17 protein-coding genes are annotated in these 14,569 nt (G+C 66.0%); 8 read left to right on the top strand and 9 right to left on the bottom strand.

The window, feature by feature from the left end:
* Nucleotides 1-50: 50 nt before the first annotated feature.
* Nucleotides 51-809, top strand: a complete 759-nt coding sequence (hisF, locus tag ACP156_RS02280; protein WP_425049663.1) for an imidazole glycerol phosphate synthase subunit HisF — start codon at nt 51-53, stop codon at nt 807-809.
* On the top strand, nt 806-1,123 hold the full coding sequence (locus ACP156_RS02275; RefSeq protein WP_425049662.1) for a phosphoribosyl-ATP diphosphatase: 318 nt from the start codon (nt 806-808) through the stop codon (nt 1,121-1,123). The genes hisF and ACP156_RS02275 overlap by 4 nt, the downstream gene beginning before the upstream one ends.
* Before the next feature lie 105 nt (nt 1,124-1,228).
* Here the strand turns inward: ACP156_RS02275 and hisH are convergent, their stop codons facing one another.
* A complete protein-coding gene (gene hisH, locus ACP156_RS02270; protein ID WP_425049661.1) occupies nt 1,229-1,867 on the bottom strand; it encodes an imidazole glycerol phosphate synthase subunit HisH in 639 nt (212 codons plus the stop codon).
* A gap of 36 nt (nt 1,868-1,903) precedes the next feature.
* Complete coding sequence (locus ACP156_RS02265) at nt 1,904-2,551, bottom strand: TetR/AcrR family transcriptional regulator (RefSeq protein WP_425049660.1); 648 nt, start codon at nt 2,549-2,551, stop codon at nt 1,904-1,906.
* A gap of 94 nt (nt 2,552-2,645) precedes the next feature.
* On the opposite strand from ACP156_RS02265, the gene ACP156_RS02260 reads away from it, so the two are divergent.
* Nucleotides 2,646-3,260, top strand: a complete 615-nt coding sequence (locus tag ACP156_RS02260; protein WP_425049659.1) for a DUF2306 domain-containing protein — start codon at nt 2,646-2,648, stop codon at nt 3,258-3,260.
* 18 nt (nt 3,261-3,278) lie between these two features.
* On the opposite strand, the gene hisB is transcribed toward ACP156_RS02260, so the two are convergent.
* The gene (gene hisB / locus ACP156_RS02255) at nt 3,279-3,866 is read right to left on the bottom strand and encodes an imidazoleglycerol-phosphate dehydratase HisB (RefSeq protein WP_425049658.1); all 588 of its coding nucleotides are present in this window, start codon (nt 3,864-3,866) and stop codon (nt 3,279-3,281) included.
* A 116-nt stretch (nt 3,867-3,982) separates the two neighbouring features.
* Here hisB and ACP156_RS02250 point away from each other — a divergent pair, with 116 nt between their 5' ends.
* Nucleotides 3,983-4,222: an Lrp/AsnC family transcriptional regulator gene (locus ACP156_RS02250; RefSeq protein WP_425049657.1), complete on the top strand. Its 240-nt coding sequence runs from the start codon at nt 3,983-3,985 to the stop codon at nt 4,220-4,222.
* Between the two features lie 220 nt (nt 4,223-4,442).
* Here ACP156_RS02250 and ACP156_RS02245 read toward each other — a convergent pair whose 3' ends face one another.
* Both ACP156_RS02245 and ACP156_RS02240 read right to left on the bottom strand, forming a co-directional pair.
* Complete coding sequence (locus ACP156_RS02245; protein WP_425049656.1) at nt 4,443-5,441, bottom strand: NAD(P)H-dependent flavin oxidoreductase; 999 nt, start codon at nt 5,439-5,441, stop codon at nt 4,443-4,445.
* Nucleotides 5,438-5,923 carry a MaoC family dehydratase gene (locus ACP156_RS02240; RefSeq protein ID WP_425049655.1) on the bottom strand — a complete coding sequence of 162 codons (486 nt, stop codon included), beginning with the start codon at nt 5,921-5,923 and terminating at the stop codon, nt 5,438-5,440. The genes ACP156_RS02245 and ACP156_RS02240 overlap by 4 nt, the downstream gene beginning before the upstream one ends.
* 100 nt (nt 5,924-6,023) lie before the next feature.
* On the opposite strand from ACP156_RS02240, the gene ACP156_RS02235 reads away from it, so the two are divergent.
* Nucleotides 6,024-7,016, top strand: coding sequence for an NADPH:quinone oxidoreductase family protein (locus tag ACP156_RS02235; RefSeq protein WP_425049654.1), 993 nt, complete (start codon nt 6,024-6,026; stop codon nt 7,014-7,016).
* Between the two features lie 6 nt (nt 7,017-7,022).
* On the opposite strand, the gene ACP156_RS02230 is transcribed toward ACP156_RS02235, so the two are convergent.
* Nucleotides 7,023-8,657, bottom strand: coding sequence for a long-chain-fatty-acid--CoA ligase (locus ACP156_RS02230; RefSeq protein ID WP_425049653.1), 1,635 nt, complete (start codon nt 8,655-8,657; stop codon nt 7,023-7,025).
* 127 nt (nt 8,658-8,784) lie between these two features.
* Nucleotides 8,785-9,804 carry an NADP-dependent oxidoreductase gene (locus tag ACP156_RS02225; protein WP_425049652.1) on the bottom strand — a complete coding sequence of 340 codons (1,020 nt, stop codon included), beginning with the start codon at nt 9,802-9,804 and terminating at the stop codon, nt 8,785-8,787.
* Nucleotides 9,805-9,918: 114 nt separating this feature from the next.
* Here ACP156_RS02225 and ACP156_RS02220 point away from each other — a divergent pair, with 114 nt between their 5' ends.
* Nucleotides 9,919-11,436, top strand: coding sequence for a malonate--CoA ligase (locus tag ACP156_RS02220; protein WP_425049651.1), 1,518 nt, complete (start codon nt 9,919-9,921; stop codon nt 11,434-11,436).
* Nucleotides 11,429-12,268, top strand: coding sequence for a TolB family protein (locus ACP156_RS02215; RefSeq protein WP_425049650.1), 840 nt, complete (start codon nt 11,429-11,431; stop codon nt 12,266-12,268). Before ACP156_RS02220 ends, ACP156_RS02215 begins: the two co-directional genes overlap by 8 nt.
* A 15-nt stretch (nt 12,269-12,283) precedes the next feature.
* Here ACP156_RS02215 and ACP156_RS02210 read toward each other — a convergent pair whose 3' ends face one another.
* Nucleotides 12,284-12,685 (bottom strand): hypothetical protein, encoded by a 402-nt coding sequence (locus tag ACP156_RS02210; protein ID WP_425049649.1) that lies wholly within the window; start codon nt 12,683-12,685, stop codon nt 12,284-12,286.
* Between the two features lie 83 nt (nt 12,686-12,768).
* Here ACP156_RS02210 and ACP156_RS02205 point away from each other — a divergent pair, with 83 nt between their 5' ends.
* Nucleotides 12,769-13,773, top strand: a complete 1,005-nt coding sequence (locus ACP156_RS02205) for a hypothetical protein (protein ID WP_425049648.1) — start codon at nt 12,769-12,771, stop codon at nt 13,771-13,773.
* 63 nt (nt 13,774-13,836) lie between these two features.
* On the opposite strand, the gene ACP156_RS02200 is transcribed toward ACP156_RS02205, so the two are convergent.
* Complete coding sequence (locus ACP156_RS02200) at nt 13,837-14,487, bottom strand: hypothetical protein (RefSeq protein WP_425049647.1); 651 nt, start codon at nt 14,485-14,487, stop codon at nt 13,837-13,839.
* Between the last annotated feature and the right edge of the window lie 82 nt (nt 14,488-14,569).

The raw sequence follows: 14,569 nt of genomic DNA, 5'->3' as shown, positions 1-14,569 counted from the left end.
TCCCCCCATTCCGGAATAGTACGACCCGGACACGGAAAGACCAGCCTGCCATGCTCAAGACCCGCATCATCCCCTGCCTCGACGTGGCCGATGGCCGCGTTGTGAAAGGCGTCAATTTCGTCGACCTGATCGACGCCGGCGACCCGGTCGAGGCCGCGCGCGCCTATGACGCCGCCGGCGCCGACGAGTTGTGCTTCCTCGACATCCACGCCACGCATGAAAACCGCGGCACGATGTACGACCTTGCGACCCGCACGGCGGAACAGTGCTTCATGCCCCTGACCATCGGCGGCGGCGTGCGGACCTCGGAAGACGTGCGAAACCTGTTGCTGGCGGGGGCCGACAAGGTCTCGTTCAACTCCGCCGCCGTCGCGGATCCCGACGTCATCGCCCGCGCCGCCGACCGCTTCGGATCGCAGTGCATCGTCTGCGCCATCGACGCCAAAACCGTCGAACCCGGCCGGTGGGAGATCTTCACCCACGGCGGTCGCAAGCCCACCGGGATCGACGCCGTCGAGTTCGCGGTGATGATCGCCGCCAAGGGGGCCGGAGAAATCCTGCTGACCTCGATGGACCGCGACGGCACCAAGCAGGGCTTCAACCTGCCGCTGACCCGCGCCATCGCCGATGCGGTGGACGTGCCGGTGATCGCCTCGGGCGGCGTCGGCACGCTGGACCACCTTGTCGAGGGCGTGACCGAGGGCCATGCCAGCGCCGTGCTCGCCGCCTCGATCTTCCACTTCGGAACCTACACCATCGGCGAGGCCAAGGCCCACATGGCCGCCGCCGGAATTCCGGTGCGCCTATGACCCACACGCTCGACCGCCTTGCCGCCACCATCGCGTCCCGCAAGGGCGCCGACCCCGACAGTTCGTGGACCGCGAAGCTGCTGGCGAAAGGGCCGGAGAAATGCGCCGAGAAGTTCGGCGAGGAAGCCATCGAGGCGATCATCGCCGCCGCGAAGGACGACCGCGCCAACCTGACCTACGAGGCGGCGGACGTGCTGTACCACCTTCTCGTCATGCTGGCGGCGCGCGACGTGGACCTTGCCGACGTGCTGGCCGAACTCGACCGCCGCGAGGGCACCTCGGGCATCGACGAGAAAGCCGCGCGCAAGGGCTGACCCGTCGCGCAAGCTGCTTCTTCTCTTGCGAAATACCTCGGGGGAGTCGCGGAACGCGACGGGGGCAGAGCCCCCTGTCCCGCGCTCGCCGCGCTTGTCAGACCGTCAGGGTTTCCACCCAAGGAAATTGCCGATCAGCCGCAGCCCGGCCGCCTGACTTTTCTCAGGGTGGAACTGGGTGCCCACGATGTTGTCGCGCCCCACGATGGCCGTGACCGCCCCCCCGTACTCACAATGCGCCAGCAGGTGCGCCGGGTCGGCGACGCGGAAGTGGTAAGAGTGGACGAAATACGCGTGTTCACCGGTTCCGATCCCGTCCAGCACGGGGTGCGGATTGTCGATGACAAGGTCGTTCCACCCCATGTGCGGGACCTTCAGCGACGGGTCGGACGGGTCGATGTGCACCACGTCGCCACCGATCCAGCCCAGCCCCGCGACCTCTTCGTACTCGTGGCCCGTGGTGGCCAGCATCTGCATGCCGACGCAGATCCCCATGAACGGCACGCCACGCTGCATCACCGCCTCGGTCATCGCCTCGGCCACGCCGTCGACGGCGGACAAGGCGCGCTGGCAGGCCGGGAACGCGCCATCGCCCGGCAGCACCAGACGGTCGGCCCGCGCCACGTCCTCGGGCTTGTCGGTGACGATCACCTCGCCCGCGCCGGTCTCTGCGGCCATGCGCTGGAACGCCTTCTCGGCGGAATGCAGATTGCCGGATTCGTAGTCGATGATCGCGGTCAGCATCGGGCGTTCTCCTGCGGCTTTGGAACCACCGGGTGACTAGGCGGTTTCGCCGCCCTTTCCAAGCCCCGCCGTTCCAAGCCCCGCCATTCCAACCCCTGCCGGTGCCCCCACCCCGTCCAGCAGCGTCATCACCGCGTCGAACAGCCCGTCGGACGCCGACGACCAGAATCGCCCGGCAAGGTAGAGGCTCGCGAATCCGTGCGCCAGCGACCAGACCTGCGCCTCGATCACCTCGGGGGCGACACCCTTGGGCACGAAAGGCGCGCAGCAACGGCGCAGCGGATCATAGGCGAAATGACCGGCGTCCGCATGGCTGTCCCGCGAGCCCGTCAGGTCGTATCCGAAGATCAGCAGGAACAGTGCGCGGTTGTCGCGGGCGAAGTTCAGATAGCCCCGCGTGATCGACTTCAGCCGTCCCCGGTCGGTCTGTTCGCCAAGCACCTCGGCATCGACCATGTAGTTGCGAAAGCGGCGAAATCCCTCGTCGGCGATGGCCTTGCGAAGCCCCGGCAAGCCGTCGAAGTGATGCGCCGGCGCGGCATGGCTGACGCCCGCCAAGGCGGCGCAGCGGCGCAGGGTCAGCGCCTCGGGCCCGCCTTCTTCCAGCAGTTGCAGACCGGCCAGAACCAGCGCCTCGCGCAGGTTGCCGTGGTGGTGCGGTTTCTTGAGTGTCGCTTCGCTCATCGGACCGCCAGCGTAACGACGAACTTGACAGCGTCAAGATGAGTTGATCTTTACAATGTCAAGTTGCCCAAGGTCGCATTCATCGAGGTCTTTCATGCCTGCCCTGATCCGTACCCGCACCGTCCTGTTCTGGCTGCTGTCGCTGGCGGTCGCCCTGGTTTCCTACCGATGGCTCGCGTTTGGCGTCGAAGCGTCGATGGATTTCATGCTGCATCACTTCATCGACCGGCGGACGGCGTTCCTTGCCCACGTCCTGTTCGCGCCCGTGGCGCTGGCGCTGGCGCCGTTCCAGATGGCGAAGTCGCTGCGGGCGCGCCGCGCTGCGCTGCACCGCTGGATGGGCCGGGTCTATGGCGTGGCGATCCTGATCTCGGGGCTGGGCGGTCTGGCGATGGCGCCGTTCAGCTCTGCCGGGCCGGTCGCGGCCTGGGGCTTCGGCATACTTGCCGTGCTGTGGCTTGGGGTCACCGGGCGCGGCATCTGGCTGGCGATGCAGCGCCGCATCGCCGAGCACCGCCGCTGGATGATCCGCTCGGTCGCGCTGACCTTCGGCGCGGTGACGCTTCGCATCGAACTGCCGCTACTGGCGATGGCGTTCGGGTTCGACACCGGCTACCGGATCGTTGCCTGGCTAAGCTGGGTGCCGAACCTGCTGATCGCGGAATGGTGGCTGCGGCGGACCGACGCCCGCCCGCTGGTCGCGGCCTGAAGCGCGCCCGCGGGCGGCTTAAAGCGCGCCCTTGGTCGAGGGGATCGCGTCGGACTTGCGCGGGTCGGTCTCGACCGCCTCGCGCAGGGCCCGCGCCACCGCCTTGAACGCCGCCTCGACGATGTGATGCGCGTTGAACCCGTGCAGCGCATCGACGTGCAGCGTGATGCCGCCGTGGGTCGAAAACGCCTGGAAGAACTCGCGCACCAGTTCGGTGTCGAAAGTCCCGATCTTCTGCGCCGCGATGTCCACGTTCCACACCAGATAGGGCCGGCCGCTGAGATCCAGCGCCGCGCGCACCAGGGCGTCATCCATCGGCAAAAGGCACGAGCCGTAGCGGCGGATGCCTTTCTTGTCGCCCAGCGCCTTTGCCAGCGCCTGCCCCAGCGCGATGCCGGTATCCTCGACCGAGTGGTGGTCGTCGATGTGCAGATCGCCCTGGCAGCGCACCTTCATGTCGATCAGCGAATGCCGCGACAGCTGGTCCAGCATGTGATCGAAGAACCCCACGCCGGTGTCCATCTCGTAGGACCCGGTGCCGTCGAGGTCGATCGACACCGCGATGTCGGTCTCGGCCGTCTTGCGGACGATTTCTGCTGTTCTCATAGGGGTCTCCATGGCGTCGGCGGCGTTATAGGACCGGCGGGGCGGCTTTGGAAGCGGGGGCCATTGATTCCGGCGGCGACCGCGGCCATTCTGCCGCTCGACCAAGGGAGACCCCGATGACCACCTGCGTTTTCATCCAGATCCGCTGCAAGCCCGGCACCACCTACGAGGTCGCCGAGAAGATCGCGCTGGAAGAGATCCATTCCGAACTTTACTCGACCTCCGGCGAATACGACCTGCTGATCAAGCTGTACGTTCCCGAGGGCGAGGACGTCGGCAAGTTTATCAATGACCGGCTGTTGCACATTCCCGGCATCGAGCGGTCGCTGACCACGCTGACCTTCAAGGCGTTCTGATCCGGCGCCCTTCAAGGAAGCGGCACCAGACCACTTCACTTTTCCAGCATTGCCCGGCCGCCGCGCAGGTTGACGCAGCGTTTTCCACATACCCAGAATCCGGCCATCAGCCGGATTCTTCTTTTCATTGCAAACTGTTAGATTGTGACATTTACGTGAAGCGATATTCGCTCCACCAACTTATCCATAGCATTGGGCAAGTGGATCGAACAAATCTCGTTCAGTTGAATTCGGCTGCAAGGCGCCGCCCGGCGGCCTGATACTCTGCCCCGATCCGGGCAATCAGGTCGGCCACGGGCTGTACCTGTTTCACCGCGCCGATGCCCTGCCCGGACCCCCAGATGTCCTTCCATGCCTTCGCCCCGCCGCCGGCGTCGGCCTTGGCGAAATCCATCATTTCCGGAGTGGCGCTGGCCAGTTTGTCGGCGTCCAGCCCCGCCTTTTCGATAGACCCGCGCAGGTAATTTCCCGAAATGCCGGTGAACACCGCCGAGGTCACGATATCCTCGGCCCCGCCCTCGACGATGGCCTGCTTGTAGTCCGCGACCGCGTTCGCCTCTTCGGTCGCGATGAAGGGCGAGCCGATATAGCCAAGGTCCGCCCCCATCGCCCGCGCGGCCAGCAGCGCCTCGCCGGTGGCGATGGCGCCCGACAACAGCAGAGGTCCGTCGAACCACTCGCGGATCTCGCGCACCAGCGCAAAGGGCGACTGCGGACCGGCGTGCCCGCCTGCCCCGGCAGCGACGGCGATCAGCCCGTCGGCCCCCTTCTCGATCGCCTTGCGGGCGTAGGTGTTGTTGATGATGTCATGCAGCGCCAGACCGCCGCAGTCATGCGCCGCCGCGTTCACCTCGGGCCGCGCGCCAAGCGAGGTGATCCAGATCGGCACCTTCCACTTGTGGCAGATCTCGATATCGCGTTGCAGGCGGGCGTTCGACCGGTGGACGATCTGGTTCACCGCGAACGGCGCGGCGGGCGTGTCGGGGTTCGCCTGATTGTAGGCGTCCAGTTCCTCGGTGATCCGTTGCAGCCAAGCCTCCAGCATCGGCGGCTCGCCCTCGGCCTCGCGGGCGTTCAGCGCCGGGAAACTGCCGACGATGCCGGCCTTACACTGGGCGATCACCAGCTCGGGCACCGACACGATGAACATCGGCGCGGCCACGGCGGGCAGGCGCAGGTTGCGGAATACCTCGGGCAGCTTGCGGTCGGTCACGGTCATGAAATCCTCTTGTCGATATAGCGGCGATTGATCCAGTCGGCGGCAAGCGCCGGGCGGTCCTGTCCTTCGATCTCGACGGTCACCGCCAGCGCGAAGGTCACCTCGCCCGGCCGGTTTTCTTCCACCGAGGTCACGTCGAAATGCGCGCGGATGCGGGCGCCGGACGGCACCGGGGACAGGAACCGCAGGCGGTCGAAACCATAGTTGACCCCCATCCCTGAGCCCTCGAGGTCGGGAAGCGCTTCCAGCGACATGGGCGCCAGCAGGGACAGCGTCAGGAAGCCGTGGGCGATGGTGCCGCCGAAGGGGCCGTCCCTTGCAAGGGTCGGGTCGGTATGAATCCACTGTTCATCCCCGGTGAGCGCCCCGAAAGAGTCGATCGTCGCCTGTGAAACCTCGTGCCAGCCGGACGTTCCCGCCCGTTTGCCGACCAGCGCGCGCCAGCCGTCAAGCGACAAAGCCCTTTTGGGATGTTCCTCCAACGCATGACCCTCCCGTCCCTGCGGGGCAACCTTGGGCGGCGGGGGGCCGGGTTGACAAGGTGTGACGGTGCGGCACAGCTTCCGGGCGAAGGAGACGCCGATGACTGCCAAAGCGATGCTGAGCCGCGAGCCCGGCGGCCCCGAGACGCTGGAACTGGCCGAGGTGCCGATGCCCGAGCCCGGTCCGGGCGAAGTCCGCGTCGCCGTGAAAGCCGCCGGGGTGAACTTTCCGGACACCCTGATGATCCGCGATCTGTACCAGTACCGTCCGGACCGCCCCTTCGCACCGGGTGGCGAGATCGCGGGCGTGATCGACGCGGTGGGCCCCGGCGTTGCCATGGCCATCGGAACGCGGGTGCTGGCGCTGACGCTATACGGAGGCTTCGCGAGCCACGTGGTGATCCCGGCCGACGACGCGATCCCGTTCCCCGACGCGATGCCGTTCGACGAAGCCGCGGCGTTCATTTTCACTTACGGCACAAGCTATTACGGCCTCACCGATCGGGGTCACCTTTCGTCCGGCAAGTCGCTGCTGGTGCTGGGCGCGGCGGGCGGCATCGGGGCATCGGCGGTCGAGATCGGCCTTGCCCTTGGCGCACGCGTGATCGGTGCGGTGTCGTCGGAAGAAAAGGCCGAATTCGTGCGCGGCCTCGGCGCGCGGGACGTGCTTGTCTATCCGAAAGAGATGGACCGCGCCGGACAAAAGGCCTTTGGCGCCGGGATCAAGGCGCTGTGTCCCGAGGGCGTCGACGTGGTCTATGACCCGGTCGGCGGCGCCTATGCCGAACCGGCGCTGCGCGCGATGGCTTGGGGCGGTCGCTATCTTGTGGTGGGCTTCCCCGCCGGCATCCCCGAGATCCCGCTGAACCTGCCCCTGCTGAAGGGATGCGACATCGCGGGCGTGTTCTGGGGCGCGTTCACCAAGAGGGACCCTGCCCGCTTCGCCCATCAGGTCGCCGAGATGTTCCGGATGTACGAGGCCGGACAGATCCGGCCCCGCGTTTCCGAGACCTACCCGCTGGCCGAAGCCGCGACGGCGTTGACACGCATCGCGGATCGGCAGGCGACGGGTAAGATCGTGCTGACGATCTGACCCGGCCTAGTGCAGTTCGGGCAGCGTGTGGTCCGCGTATTCCTGACGAAGCGTGAGCTTGGACACCTTGCCCGTCGCCGTCAGCGGCAGCGTGTCGACGAACACCACGTCATCCGGCAACTGCCACTTGGCGAAATGCTCGCCCAGATGCCGCAGGATGTCCGCCGGTTCCGGTGACTTGCCCTCGACCGGCACGGCAATCAGCACCGGGCGCTCGTCCCACTTGGGATGCGGCACCGCGATTACCGCGCAGTTGGCGATGTCGGGATGCGCCATCGCAAGGTTCTCGACGTCGATAGAGCTGATCCACTCGCCTCCCGACTTGATCAGGTCTTTCGTCCGGTCGGTGATCTTCAGATAGCCATCCGGCGTGATCGCGGCCACGTCGCCGGTGCCGAACCAGCCCTCGGCGTCCAGCGCCTTGTCGGTGGCTTCAGCGTTGTTGAAATATCCCGCAACCACCCCGTTTCCGCGCACGTACAGCTCTCCCACCGCCTTGCCGTCATGCGGCTGGCGATTGCCGTCCTCGTCGACGATCTTCATCTCGACGCCATAGGCGCGGTGTCCCTGCGTGGCTTTCAGCGGCAGACGGTCCTCGATCGGACCGGCCTGCGTGGCGGGGTCAAGCTTGGTCAGCGTGCCGATCGGCGACATCTCGGTCATGCCCCACGCGTGGACCACGTCGACGCCCCGGCTTTCAAACGCCTCGATCAGCGACGGCGCGGCGGCGGACCCGCCGATCACGACCTCGCCGAAGCCCTCTGGCAGACGGCCCCGCTTCTCGATCTCGGTCTTCAGACCCAGCCAGACGGTCGGCACGCCCCAAGCCGAGAAGACCTTTTCCTCTTCCATCAGCGTGAACACCGACGCGCCGTCCAGATGCGGCCCGGGCATCACCAGCGTCGCGCCTGTCAGAGGCGCGGCGTGGGCCAGCCCCCACGAGTTCGCGTGGAACAGCGGCACCACCGGCAGGATGCGCTTGCCGACCCGCATCGCGTCCTGCATCGACAGGGCGATGGTAAAGGCGTGCAACACCTGACTGCGGTGCGAATACAGCGCGCCCTTCGGGTGGCCGGTCGTGCCGGAGGTATAGCAAAGCCCGGCGGCGGTATCCTCGGGGAATTCGGGCCAGACCAGATCGTCATCCTCGGCGGCCAGCAGATCCTCGTAGCACAAAAGGTCCAGCGGGCTTTCCTTCGGCATATGCGCGCTGTCGGTCATCAGCACGTATTTCATGTCTTTCGGGAAATGCGCCGCCAGCTTCTCGACATGCGGCAGAAAGGTCAGGTCGAAGAACAGGATGCGGTCTTCGGCGTGGTTCACAATGTAGATGATCTGCTCGGCGGACAGCCGGGGGTTGATCGTGTGACAGACACCGCCGACGCCGGGAATGCCGTAGTACAATTCGATATGGCGATACCCGTTCCACGCCAGCGTCGCCACGCGGTCGCCGATCTTTATGCCAAGCCGTTGCAGCGCACGGCCCAGCCTGCGCGCGCGAACGCCGGTTTCCTTCCACGTCTGCCGGTGGCGCCCGCCTTCGACCGTCGCCGACACGATGCCCTCGTGCCCGTGAATTTCCTCGGCAAAGGTCAGGATGTCCGCAATATGAAGCGGACGGTGCATCATCTGGCCTAGCATCGCGTGGTTCCTCCCGTGCGTTACCTGTCCGATACTTCCTTACCGTGACGCCGCGTTTCAATGAGAAATCCCGCCACATCGTCGCGCGAACCCGCCAGACGGCCGGGAAGACACGTTAAAGTAAAGCTCACACGTCCGCGCCCACACGGACCAATTGCTTGCCGAAGTTGCCGCCCTTCAGCATGTCGAGAAAGGCCTGCGGCGCGGCTTCCAGCCCATCGGCCACGCTTTCGCGGTAGTGGATATCGCCGCCGCCGACGAGCGGGCCGACCTCGTCCAGAAACGGCTGCAACTTGTCGGCATGGTCGAAGACAAGAAAGCCCTGCACTCTCAGACGTTTGGTCAGAATGGTGCGCCAGACCGGCGGCAGGATCGGCGGGTCTTGCAGGCCGCTGGCCGAGTACCACGCGACCATGCCGCAGATCGCGATCCGGCCGTGCTCGTTCATCCGGGGCAGCACCGCCTGAAGCACCTTGCCGCCCACGTTCTCGAAGTAACAATCGACCCCCTGCGGGGTCAGCGCCTCGAGTTCCTGCGCCAGTTCCGGGTCGCGGTGATCAAGGCAGACGTCATAGCCCAGATGCTCGACCGCATAGGCGCATTTCTCGGCCCCGCCCGCGATGCCCACCGTTTTCAACCCGGCGCGTTTGGCGAGTTGCCCCGCCACGCTGCCGACCGCTCCGCTTGCCGCGCCGACCACCAGCGTCTCGCCCCGCTGCATGTTCAGGATCTCGTTCAGCCCGACCCAAGCGGTGTGTCCCGGCATGCCCAGCACGCCCAGCGCCGTCGATACCGGCGCAAGGTTCGGGTCCAGCTTGCGGACCTCTTTGCCCTTGGCGACGCCGTGGGTGGTCCAGCCGATCCGGGCCAGCACGATGTCGCCCGCAACGAACCTCGCATCGCGGCTTTCGGTCACCTCGGCCACCACCTCGCCCGTCATCACCTCGCCTATCTCGGTCGCGGCGGCATAGGACGGGCCCGCGTTCATCCGGCCCCGCATGTAGGGGTCCAGAGACAGCCAGATCGTCCGCAGCGCCAGTTCGCCGTCTTCGGGCGCAGGCACCTGCGCGGACTCGGTGCGGAAATCGTCAAGCGTCGCGTCGCCCTTCGGACGGCTGGCAAGCACGATGCGGGTGGCGGTGGTCATGGCGGTCTCCCCTTTGCTGACTGCCAGCCTAGCTCGCACGGGACCCTTGCCAAGGGCTTTACGCCCGCAGCCTTATCGCGGATACCCGACAGCGGAGGCGAAGGGAGAGGAACCATGGCAAATCCGTTGTACGACAGGCTGTTCGGGCGTTACGCAGGGGCACAGACGCCGTTCCTGCACCTGCCCGACGGATCGGTTATCACCCACGACGCGTTCCTGCGGATGGCCGCCCGCTTTGCGCACGCCCTGACGGCGCAGGGGCTTCTGCCCGGCGACCGGCTGGCGGTGCAGCTTGCCAAATCGCCCGAGATGCTGGCCGTCTACGCCGCCTGCGCGCAGGCCGGGATCATCTTCCTGCCGCTGAACACCGCCTACACCGCGGCCGAGGTCGACTATTTCGTCGGCAACTCGGGTGCGAAGCTGGTGCTGTGCGACGCGGCGGCCGAGACCGGGCTGACCCCGGTCTGCGCAGACCACGGCGCGAAACTGATGACGCTGAACGGTGACGGCAGCGGCAGCTTCGCCGACGCGGCGACAGGTCTGCCCGAGACGTTCGACACCATCGACCGCAGCGCCGACGACCTTGCCGCCTTCCTCTATACATCGGGCACCACCGGGCGCTCGAAGGGCGCGATGCTGTCGCAGGACAATCTGCTGTCCAACAGCGCCACGCTGGCCGAGGTCTGGCGTTTCACCGAAAAAGACGTGCTGCTGCACGCGCTGCCGATCTTCCACACGCACGGGCTGTTCGTCGCGACCAACGTCACCCTGCTGGCGGGCGGGTCGATGATCTTTCTGCCGAAATTCGACACCGACACCGTAATCGCCAACCTGCCGAAGGCGACCGCGATGATGGGGGTGCCGACCTTCTACACCCGCCTGTTGGACGACCCACGCTTCGACCGCGACCTTGTCGGCCATTTCCGGCTGTTCGTTTCGGGCTCTGCCCCGCTGCTGGCCGAGACGCACCGCCAGTTCGAGGACCGCACCGGCCACCGCATCCTTGAACGCTACGGGATGACCGAAACCAACATGAACACCTCGAACCCCTACGACGGCGACCGCCGCGCGGGCACGGTCGGTCCGGCGTTGCCGGGGGTCGAACTGAAAGTGACCGACCCGGAAACCGGGGCCGTCCTGCCGCAGGGCGAGATCGGCATGATCGAGGTGCGCGGCGCGAACGTGTTTCAGGGCTATTGGCAGATTCCCGAGAAGACGAAGGAAGAACTGCGCGAGGACGGGTTCTTCATCACAGGCGACCTCGGCATGGTCGAGCCCGATGGCTATGTCACCATCGTCGGGCGCGGCAAGGATCTTATCATTTCGGGCGGTTACAACATCTACCCGAAAGAGATCGAGCTGGTGCTGGACGACTTGCCGGGCGTGAAGGAAAGCGCCGTGATCGGCGCGCCGCACCCCGATTTCGGCGAAAGCGTCGTGGCGGTTCTGGTGCCGGAAAGCGGCGCGTCGCTGGACCCGGCAACGGTGGCGCCGGCGCTTGGCGACAAGCTGGCGCGATTCAAGCAGCCCCGCCACGTCGCGGTGATGGACGCCCTGCCCCGCAACACGATGGGCAAGGTTCAGAAGAACGTCCTGCGCGACCAGTTCGCGGGGATTTTCACCGATGGCTGAGCCGCACAGCACTGTCGTCCTGCATGACGTGGCGACCGGCCGCGAGGACGTGGCGTTTCAGACGGACCAACTGATCGAGGCGCCGAACTGGTCGCCCTGCGGCACGTTCCTGATCGTGAACGGCGACGGCCAACTGTTCCGGTTGAACCTCGACGGCTCTCGCGAATTGCAGCGGATCGATACCGGCGACCTGCGCCGCCTGAACAACGACCACGGCATCTCGCCCGACGGCACGATGCTGGTGGTCAGCGAAAGCCCAGGGCGCGGCACCTCGGTGATCTATCGCCTGCCGGTCGAAGGCGGCACGCCCGAGCGGGTGACCGACCTTGCCCCGTCCTACTTCCACGGCTGGTCGCCCGACGGCATGACGTTGACCTACACCGCGCGGCGGGATGGCGTGTTCCAGATCGCGACCTGCCCCTTGGCGGGCGGGGCCGAGACGGTTCTGACCGAAGGCCCCGGCCACCGCGACGGGCCGGATTACACGCCGGATGGCGCGTGGATCTGGTTCAACTCGGACCACCACGGCGGCCTGCCCGAGTTGTGGCGGATGCGAACGGATGGCTCGGCGCTGGAACGGATGACCGACGATGGCCGCGTGAACTGGTTTCCGCACCCGTCGCCCGACGGCAAGCTGGTGCTGTTCCTCGCCTATCCGCCGCATGTCGAGGGCCATCCGCGCGGCGAGGATGTCGAACTGAAGCTGATGCCGGCAGGCGGCGGCGCGCCGTGGACCGTCGCGGCCTTCCACGGCGGTCAGGGCTCGATCAACGTGCCGTGCTGGGCGCCGGACGCCACGCGGTTCGCCTATGTGCGATACGCCAAAGCGTAGCGGTCGGCGCGCCGTCTATTGCAGGACGTCGCCGCGCGTGTATTCCGCCCATTCCACCGACCCGTCGTCATAGGTCAGTTCGACCCGCAGCTTCTCGACGGATTGCAACGGGAAAGTCGTGAACGGCAGCCGGTCGGCGGGGATCTCCGAGAAGGTTTCATCCCCCTCGCAGGGCGGCGTCTCCCACACGCGGGGCTTGCCGTCGTTGATCACGTACCGGATCTGGTCGATGCCGCAGCGGTAGACCTCGAGCATGGTGAAATACAGCAGGTCCTGCCCGTCGTATTCGCGCAGGGAAACCCACTGCGGCTTGATCATCTTCAGGATCGGCTTCACCTGCTCTGCCGAGTCGAATTGCGCCTGCGCCGGCACGACCCCGACGAACAGCGCGGCCAAAGCCGCCATCATGAACCGCATCGAAAACCTCCTGCTTCAATTCATTCTTCCGGGATACCCGCATCCCGCCTATAGTCCGCCCAAAACGGGCAGGCAGCAGCACTATGGCGAGAAAACCGAAGAAACGCCAAGCGTTCAACGTCATGATCGTCGGTCAGGACGGGCGGCTTGGCTATGAGGCCGCGCTGTTCGCGGCAAGCCTGCGCCATTCGGACCCCGATTTCACCGGCCGCCTGTTCGTCGCCGAGCCGCAGCCCGGCCCGCTGTGGAACGACGATCCGCGCATCTCGTCGCCCGAGTTGCGGGCGCTTCTGGCAGAGCTTGGTGCCGAGATCGTTCCCTTTGAAAGCCGCTACTTCGGGTCCCGCTATCCGCAGGGCAACAAGATCGAGGGCCTGTTCGCCCTGCCCGAGGGCGAGCCCTTCGTGTTCTTCGACACCGACACGCTGGTCACCGGGCCGCTGTCTTCGGTGCCCTTCGATTTCGCCCGCCCCTGTGCCTCGCTCCGGCGCGAGGGGACGTGGCCGCAACCGGCGCTGTACGGACCGGGCTATCAGCAGATCTGGCAGTCGCTGTACGACAAGTTCGGCCTCGATATGGGCCCGACCGTGGATGAAAGCGAGCCCGAGGAATACTGGCAGCGGTTCATGTATTTCAACGCCGGCTTCTTCTTCTACGCCTGCCCCCACGCCTTCGGCCGCCGGTTCCGCGATTATGCCGTGGCGGTGCGTGACGACCCGCCCGCGGAACTCGTCGGGCAAGAGATGACGCCGTGGCTGGACCAGATCGTGTTGCCGCTGGTGATCCACGCGCTGGGCGGTGCGCGGCAGACCCTTCCCGAGGGGATGCTGGACGGGTCCGTCACCTGCCACTACCGCATGTTCCCGCTGCTTTACGCACGCGAGGCGGACGCGGTGATCGAGGTGTTGGAAACGGTGGCCGCGCCCAACCGGGTGAAGAAGGTGTTGAAGGAATACGATCCGATCAAGCGGATGGTGTTCCAGCAGAAGGGCCAGAAGGTGCGCGCACTGTTCGACCGCGACCACCTGCCCCGTCGCGAGCAGGCGATCCGCAACCGGATCAAGAAGGAAAAGCTCTGGATGCGCTAGGCGCGGGGCGCGGGGCCGGCGCGCGCAAGGGGCGCCGGCCTGCATGGCTTGGAACCGGATGGTTCAGAAGTTGTAGGTCAGGCCAAGGCTGATGTAGGGCACCACCGGGAAATCATCGAGATCGTCCTGGATGTCCTGAATATCAGCCTCGAAGTCGGCCTGCGAGCCGGGCGGAAGCTGGTCCTGCCCCTCGGTCTGGATCTCGTACTGGGTGAAGCGTGCGCCGCCTTCGATGACCATGCCCCAGTTGTCGTTGAACATATGGCGGTAGCCTACCGACAGCACCGGCGAGACGTGGTTCTTCGCCTTGAAGGTGCCGGTGATGTCGCCGGCCAGCGTGTTGCCGTCGATGGTCGGGTTGCGCATGATGCCGTCCGCGTCATAGCCGCCAAAGGCGATGCCGCCCGATACCCGGAAGCCCGAGCCCATCACGTAATAGTCCGCCATCACGGCGACCGACCCGAAGGACAGGTCGGTTTCGACGTCGTTGCCGTCATAGTCGTAAGTGTCGCTGTAGTTGCCGAAATAGATCGGCGTCCGGAGGTGGAAGTTGTTGTGCAACTGAAAATCCGGCGCGACGAAGATGCCAAGGGTGGAAACGCCCGCCTCCAGCCCGAAGGACGTCATGTCCTGGGCGGCGGCCTGCCCCGTCAGGGCCGTCGTGGTGATGCTTGCGGCCGTCAGTAGGCCTGCTGCAATGCGGGTGGAAATCATACTCTGCTGTCCTCTCGAGGAGCCATGCGGCTCGTTCTTCATTGGAAGCAAGGTACCAAGAGAAGGTTAATATCCGCCGGGT

The organism is Psychromarinibacter sp. S121 (genome assembly GCF_049801035.1).
GTDB lineage: Bacteria > Pseudomonadota > Alphaproteobacteria > Rhodobacterales > Rhodobacteraceae > Psychromarinibacter.
This window is presented reverse-complemented; position numbering and strand designations above follow the sequence as displayed.

Bases quoted from the DNA above. Each gene is read 5' to 3' on its own strand.
- ACP156_RS02275 (WP_425049662.1), top strand. From the start codon at position 806: ATGACCCACACGCTCGACCGCCTTGCCGCCACCATCGCGTCCCGCAAG.
- ACP156_RS02235 (WP_425049654.1), top strand. From the start codon at position 6,024: ATGACTGCCAAAGCGATGCTGAGCCGCGAGCCCGGCGGCCCCGAGACG.
- ACP156_RS02205 (WP_425049648.1), top strand. From the start codon at position 12,769: ATGGCGAGAAAACCGAAGAAACGCCAAGCGTTCAACGTCATGATCGTC.
- ACP156_RS02250 (WP_425049657.1), top strand. From the start codon at position 3,983: ATGACCACCTGCGTTTTCATCCAGATCCGCTGCAAGCCCGGCACCACC.
- hisF (WP_425049663.1), top strand. From the start codon at position 51: ATGCTCAAGACCCGCATCATCCCCTGCCTCGACGTGGCCGATGGCCGC.
- ACP156_RS02245 (WP_425049656.1), bottom strand. From the start codon at position 5,441: ATGACCGTGACCGACCGCAAGCTGCCCGAGGTATTCCGCAACCTGCGC.
- ACP156_RS02260 (WP_425049659.1), top strand. From the start codon at position 2,646: ATGCCTGCCCTGATCCGTACCCGCACCGTCCTGTTCTGGCTGCTGTCG.
- hisH (WP_425049661.1), bottom strand. From the start codon at position 1,867: ATGCTGACCGCGATCATCGACTACGAATCCGGCAATCTGCATTCCGCC.
- ACP156_RS02225 (WP_425049652.1), bottom strand. From the start codon at position 9,804: ATGACCACCGCCACCCGCATCGTGCTTGCCAGCCGTCCGAAGGGCGAC.
- hisB (WP_425049658.1), bottom strand. From the start codon at position 3,866: ATGAGAACAGCAGAAATCGTCCGCAAGACGGCCGAGACCGACATCGCG.
- ACP156_RS02220 (WP_425049651.1), top strand. From the start codon at position 9,919: ATGGCAAATCCGTTGTACGACAGGCTGTTCGGGCGTTACGCAGGGGCA.
- ACP156_RS02215 (WP_425049650.1), top strand. From the start codon at position 11,429: ATGGCTGAGCCGCACAGCACTGTCGTCCTGCATGACGTGGCGACCGGC.
- ACP156_RS02265 (WP_425049660.1), bottom strand. From the start codon at position 2,551: ATGAGCGAAGCGACACTCAAGAAACCGCACCACCACGGCAACCTGCGC.
- ACP156_RS02210 (WP_425049649.1), bottom strand. From the start codon at position 12,685: ATGCGGTTCATGATGGCGGCTTTGGCCGCGCTGTTCGTCGGGGTCGTG.
- ACP156_RS02200 (WP_425049647.1), bottom strand. From the start codon at position 14,487: ATGATTTCCACCCGCATTGCAGCAGGCCTACTGACGGCCGCAAGCATC.
- ACP156_RS02230 (WP_425049653.1), bottom strand. From the start codon at position 8,657: ATGCTAGGCCAGATGATGCACCGTCCGCTTCATATTGCGGACATCCTG.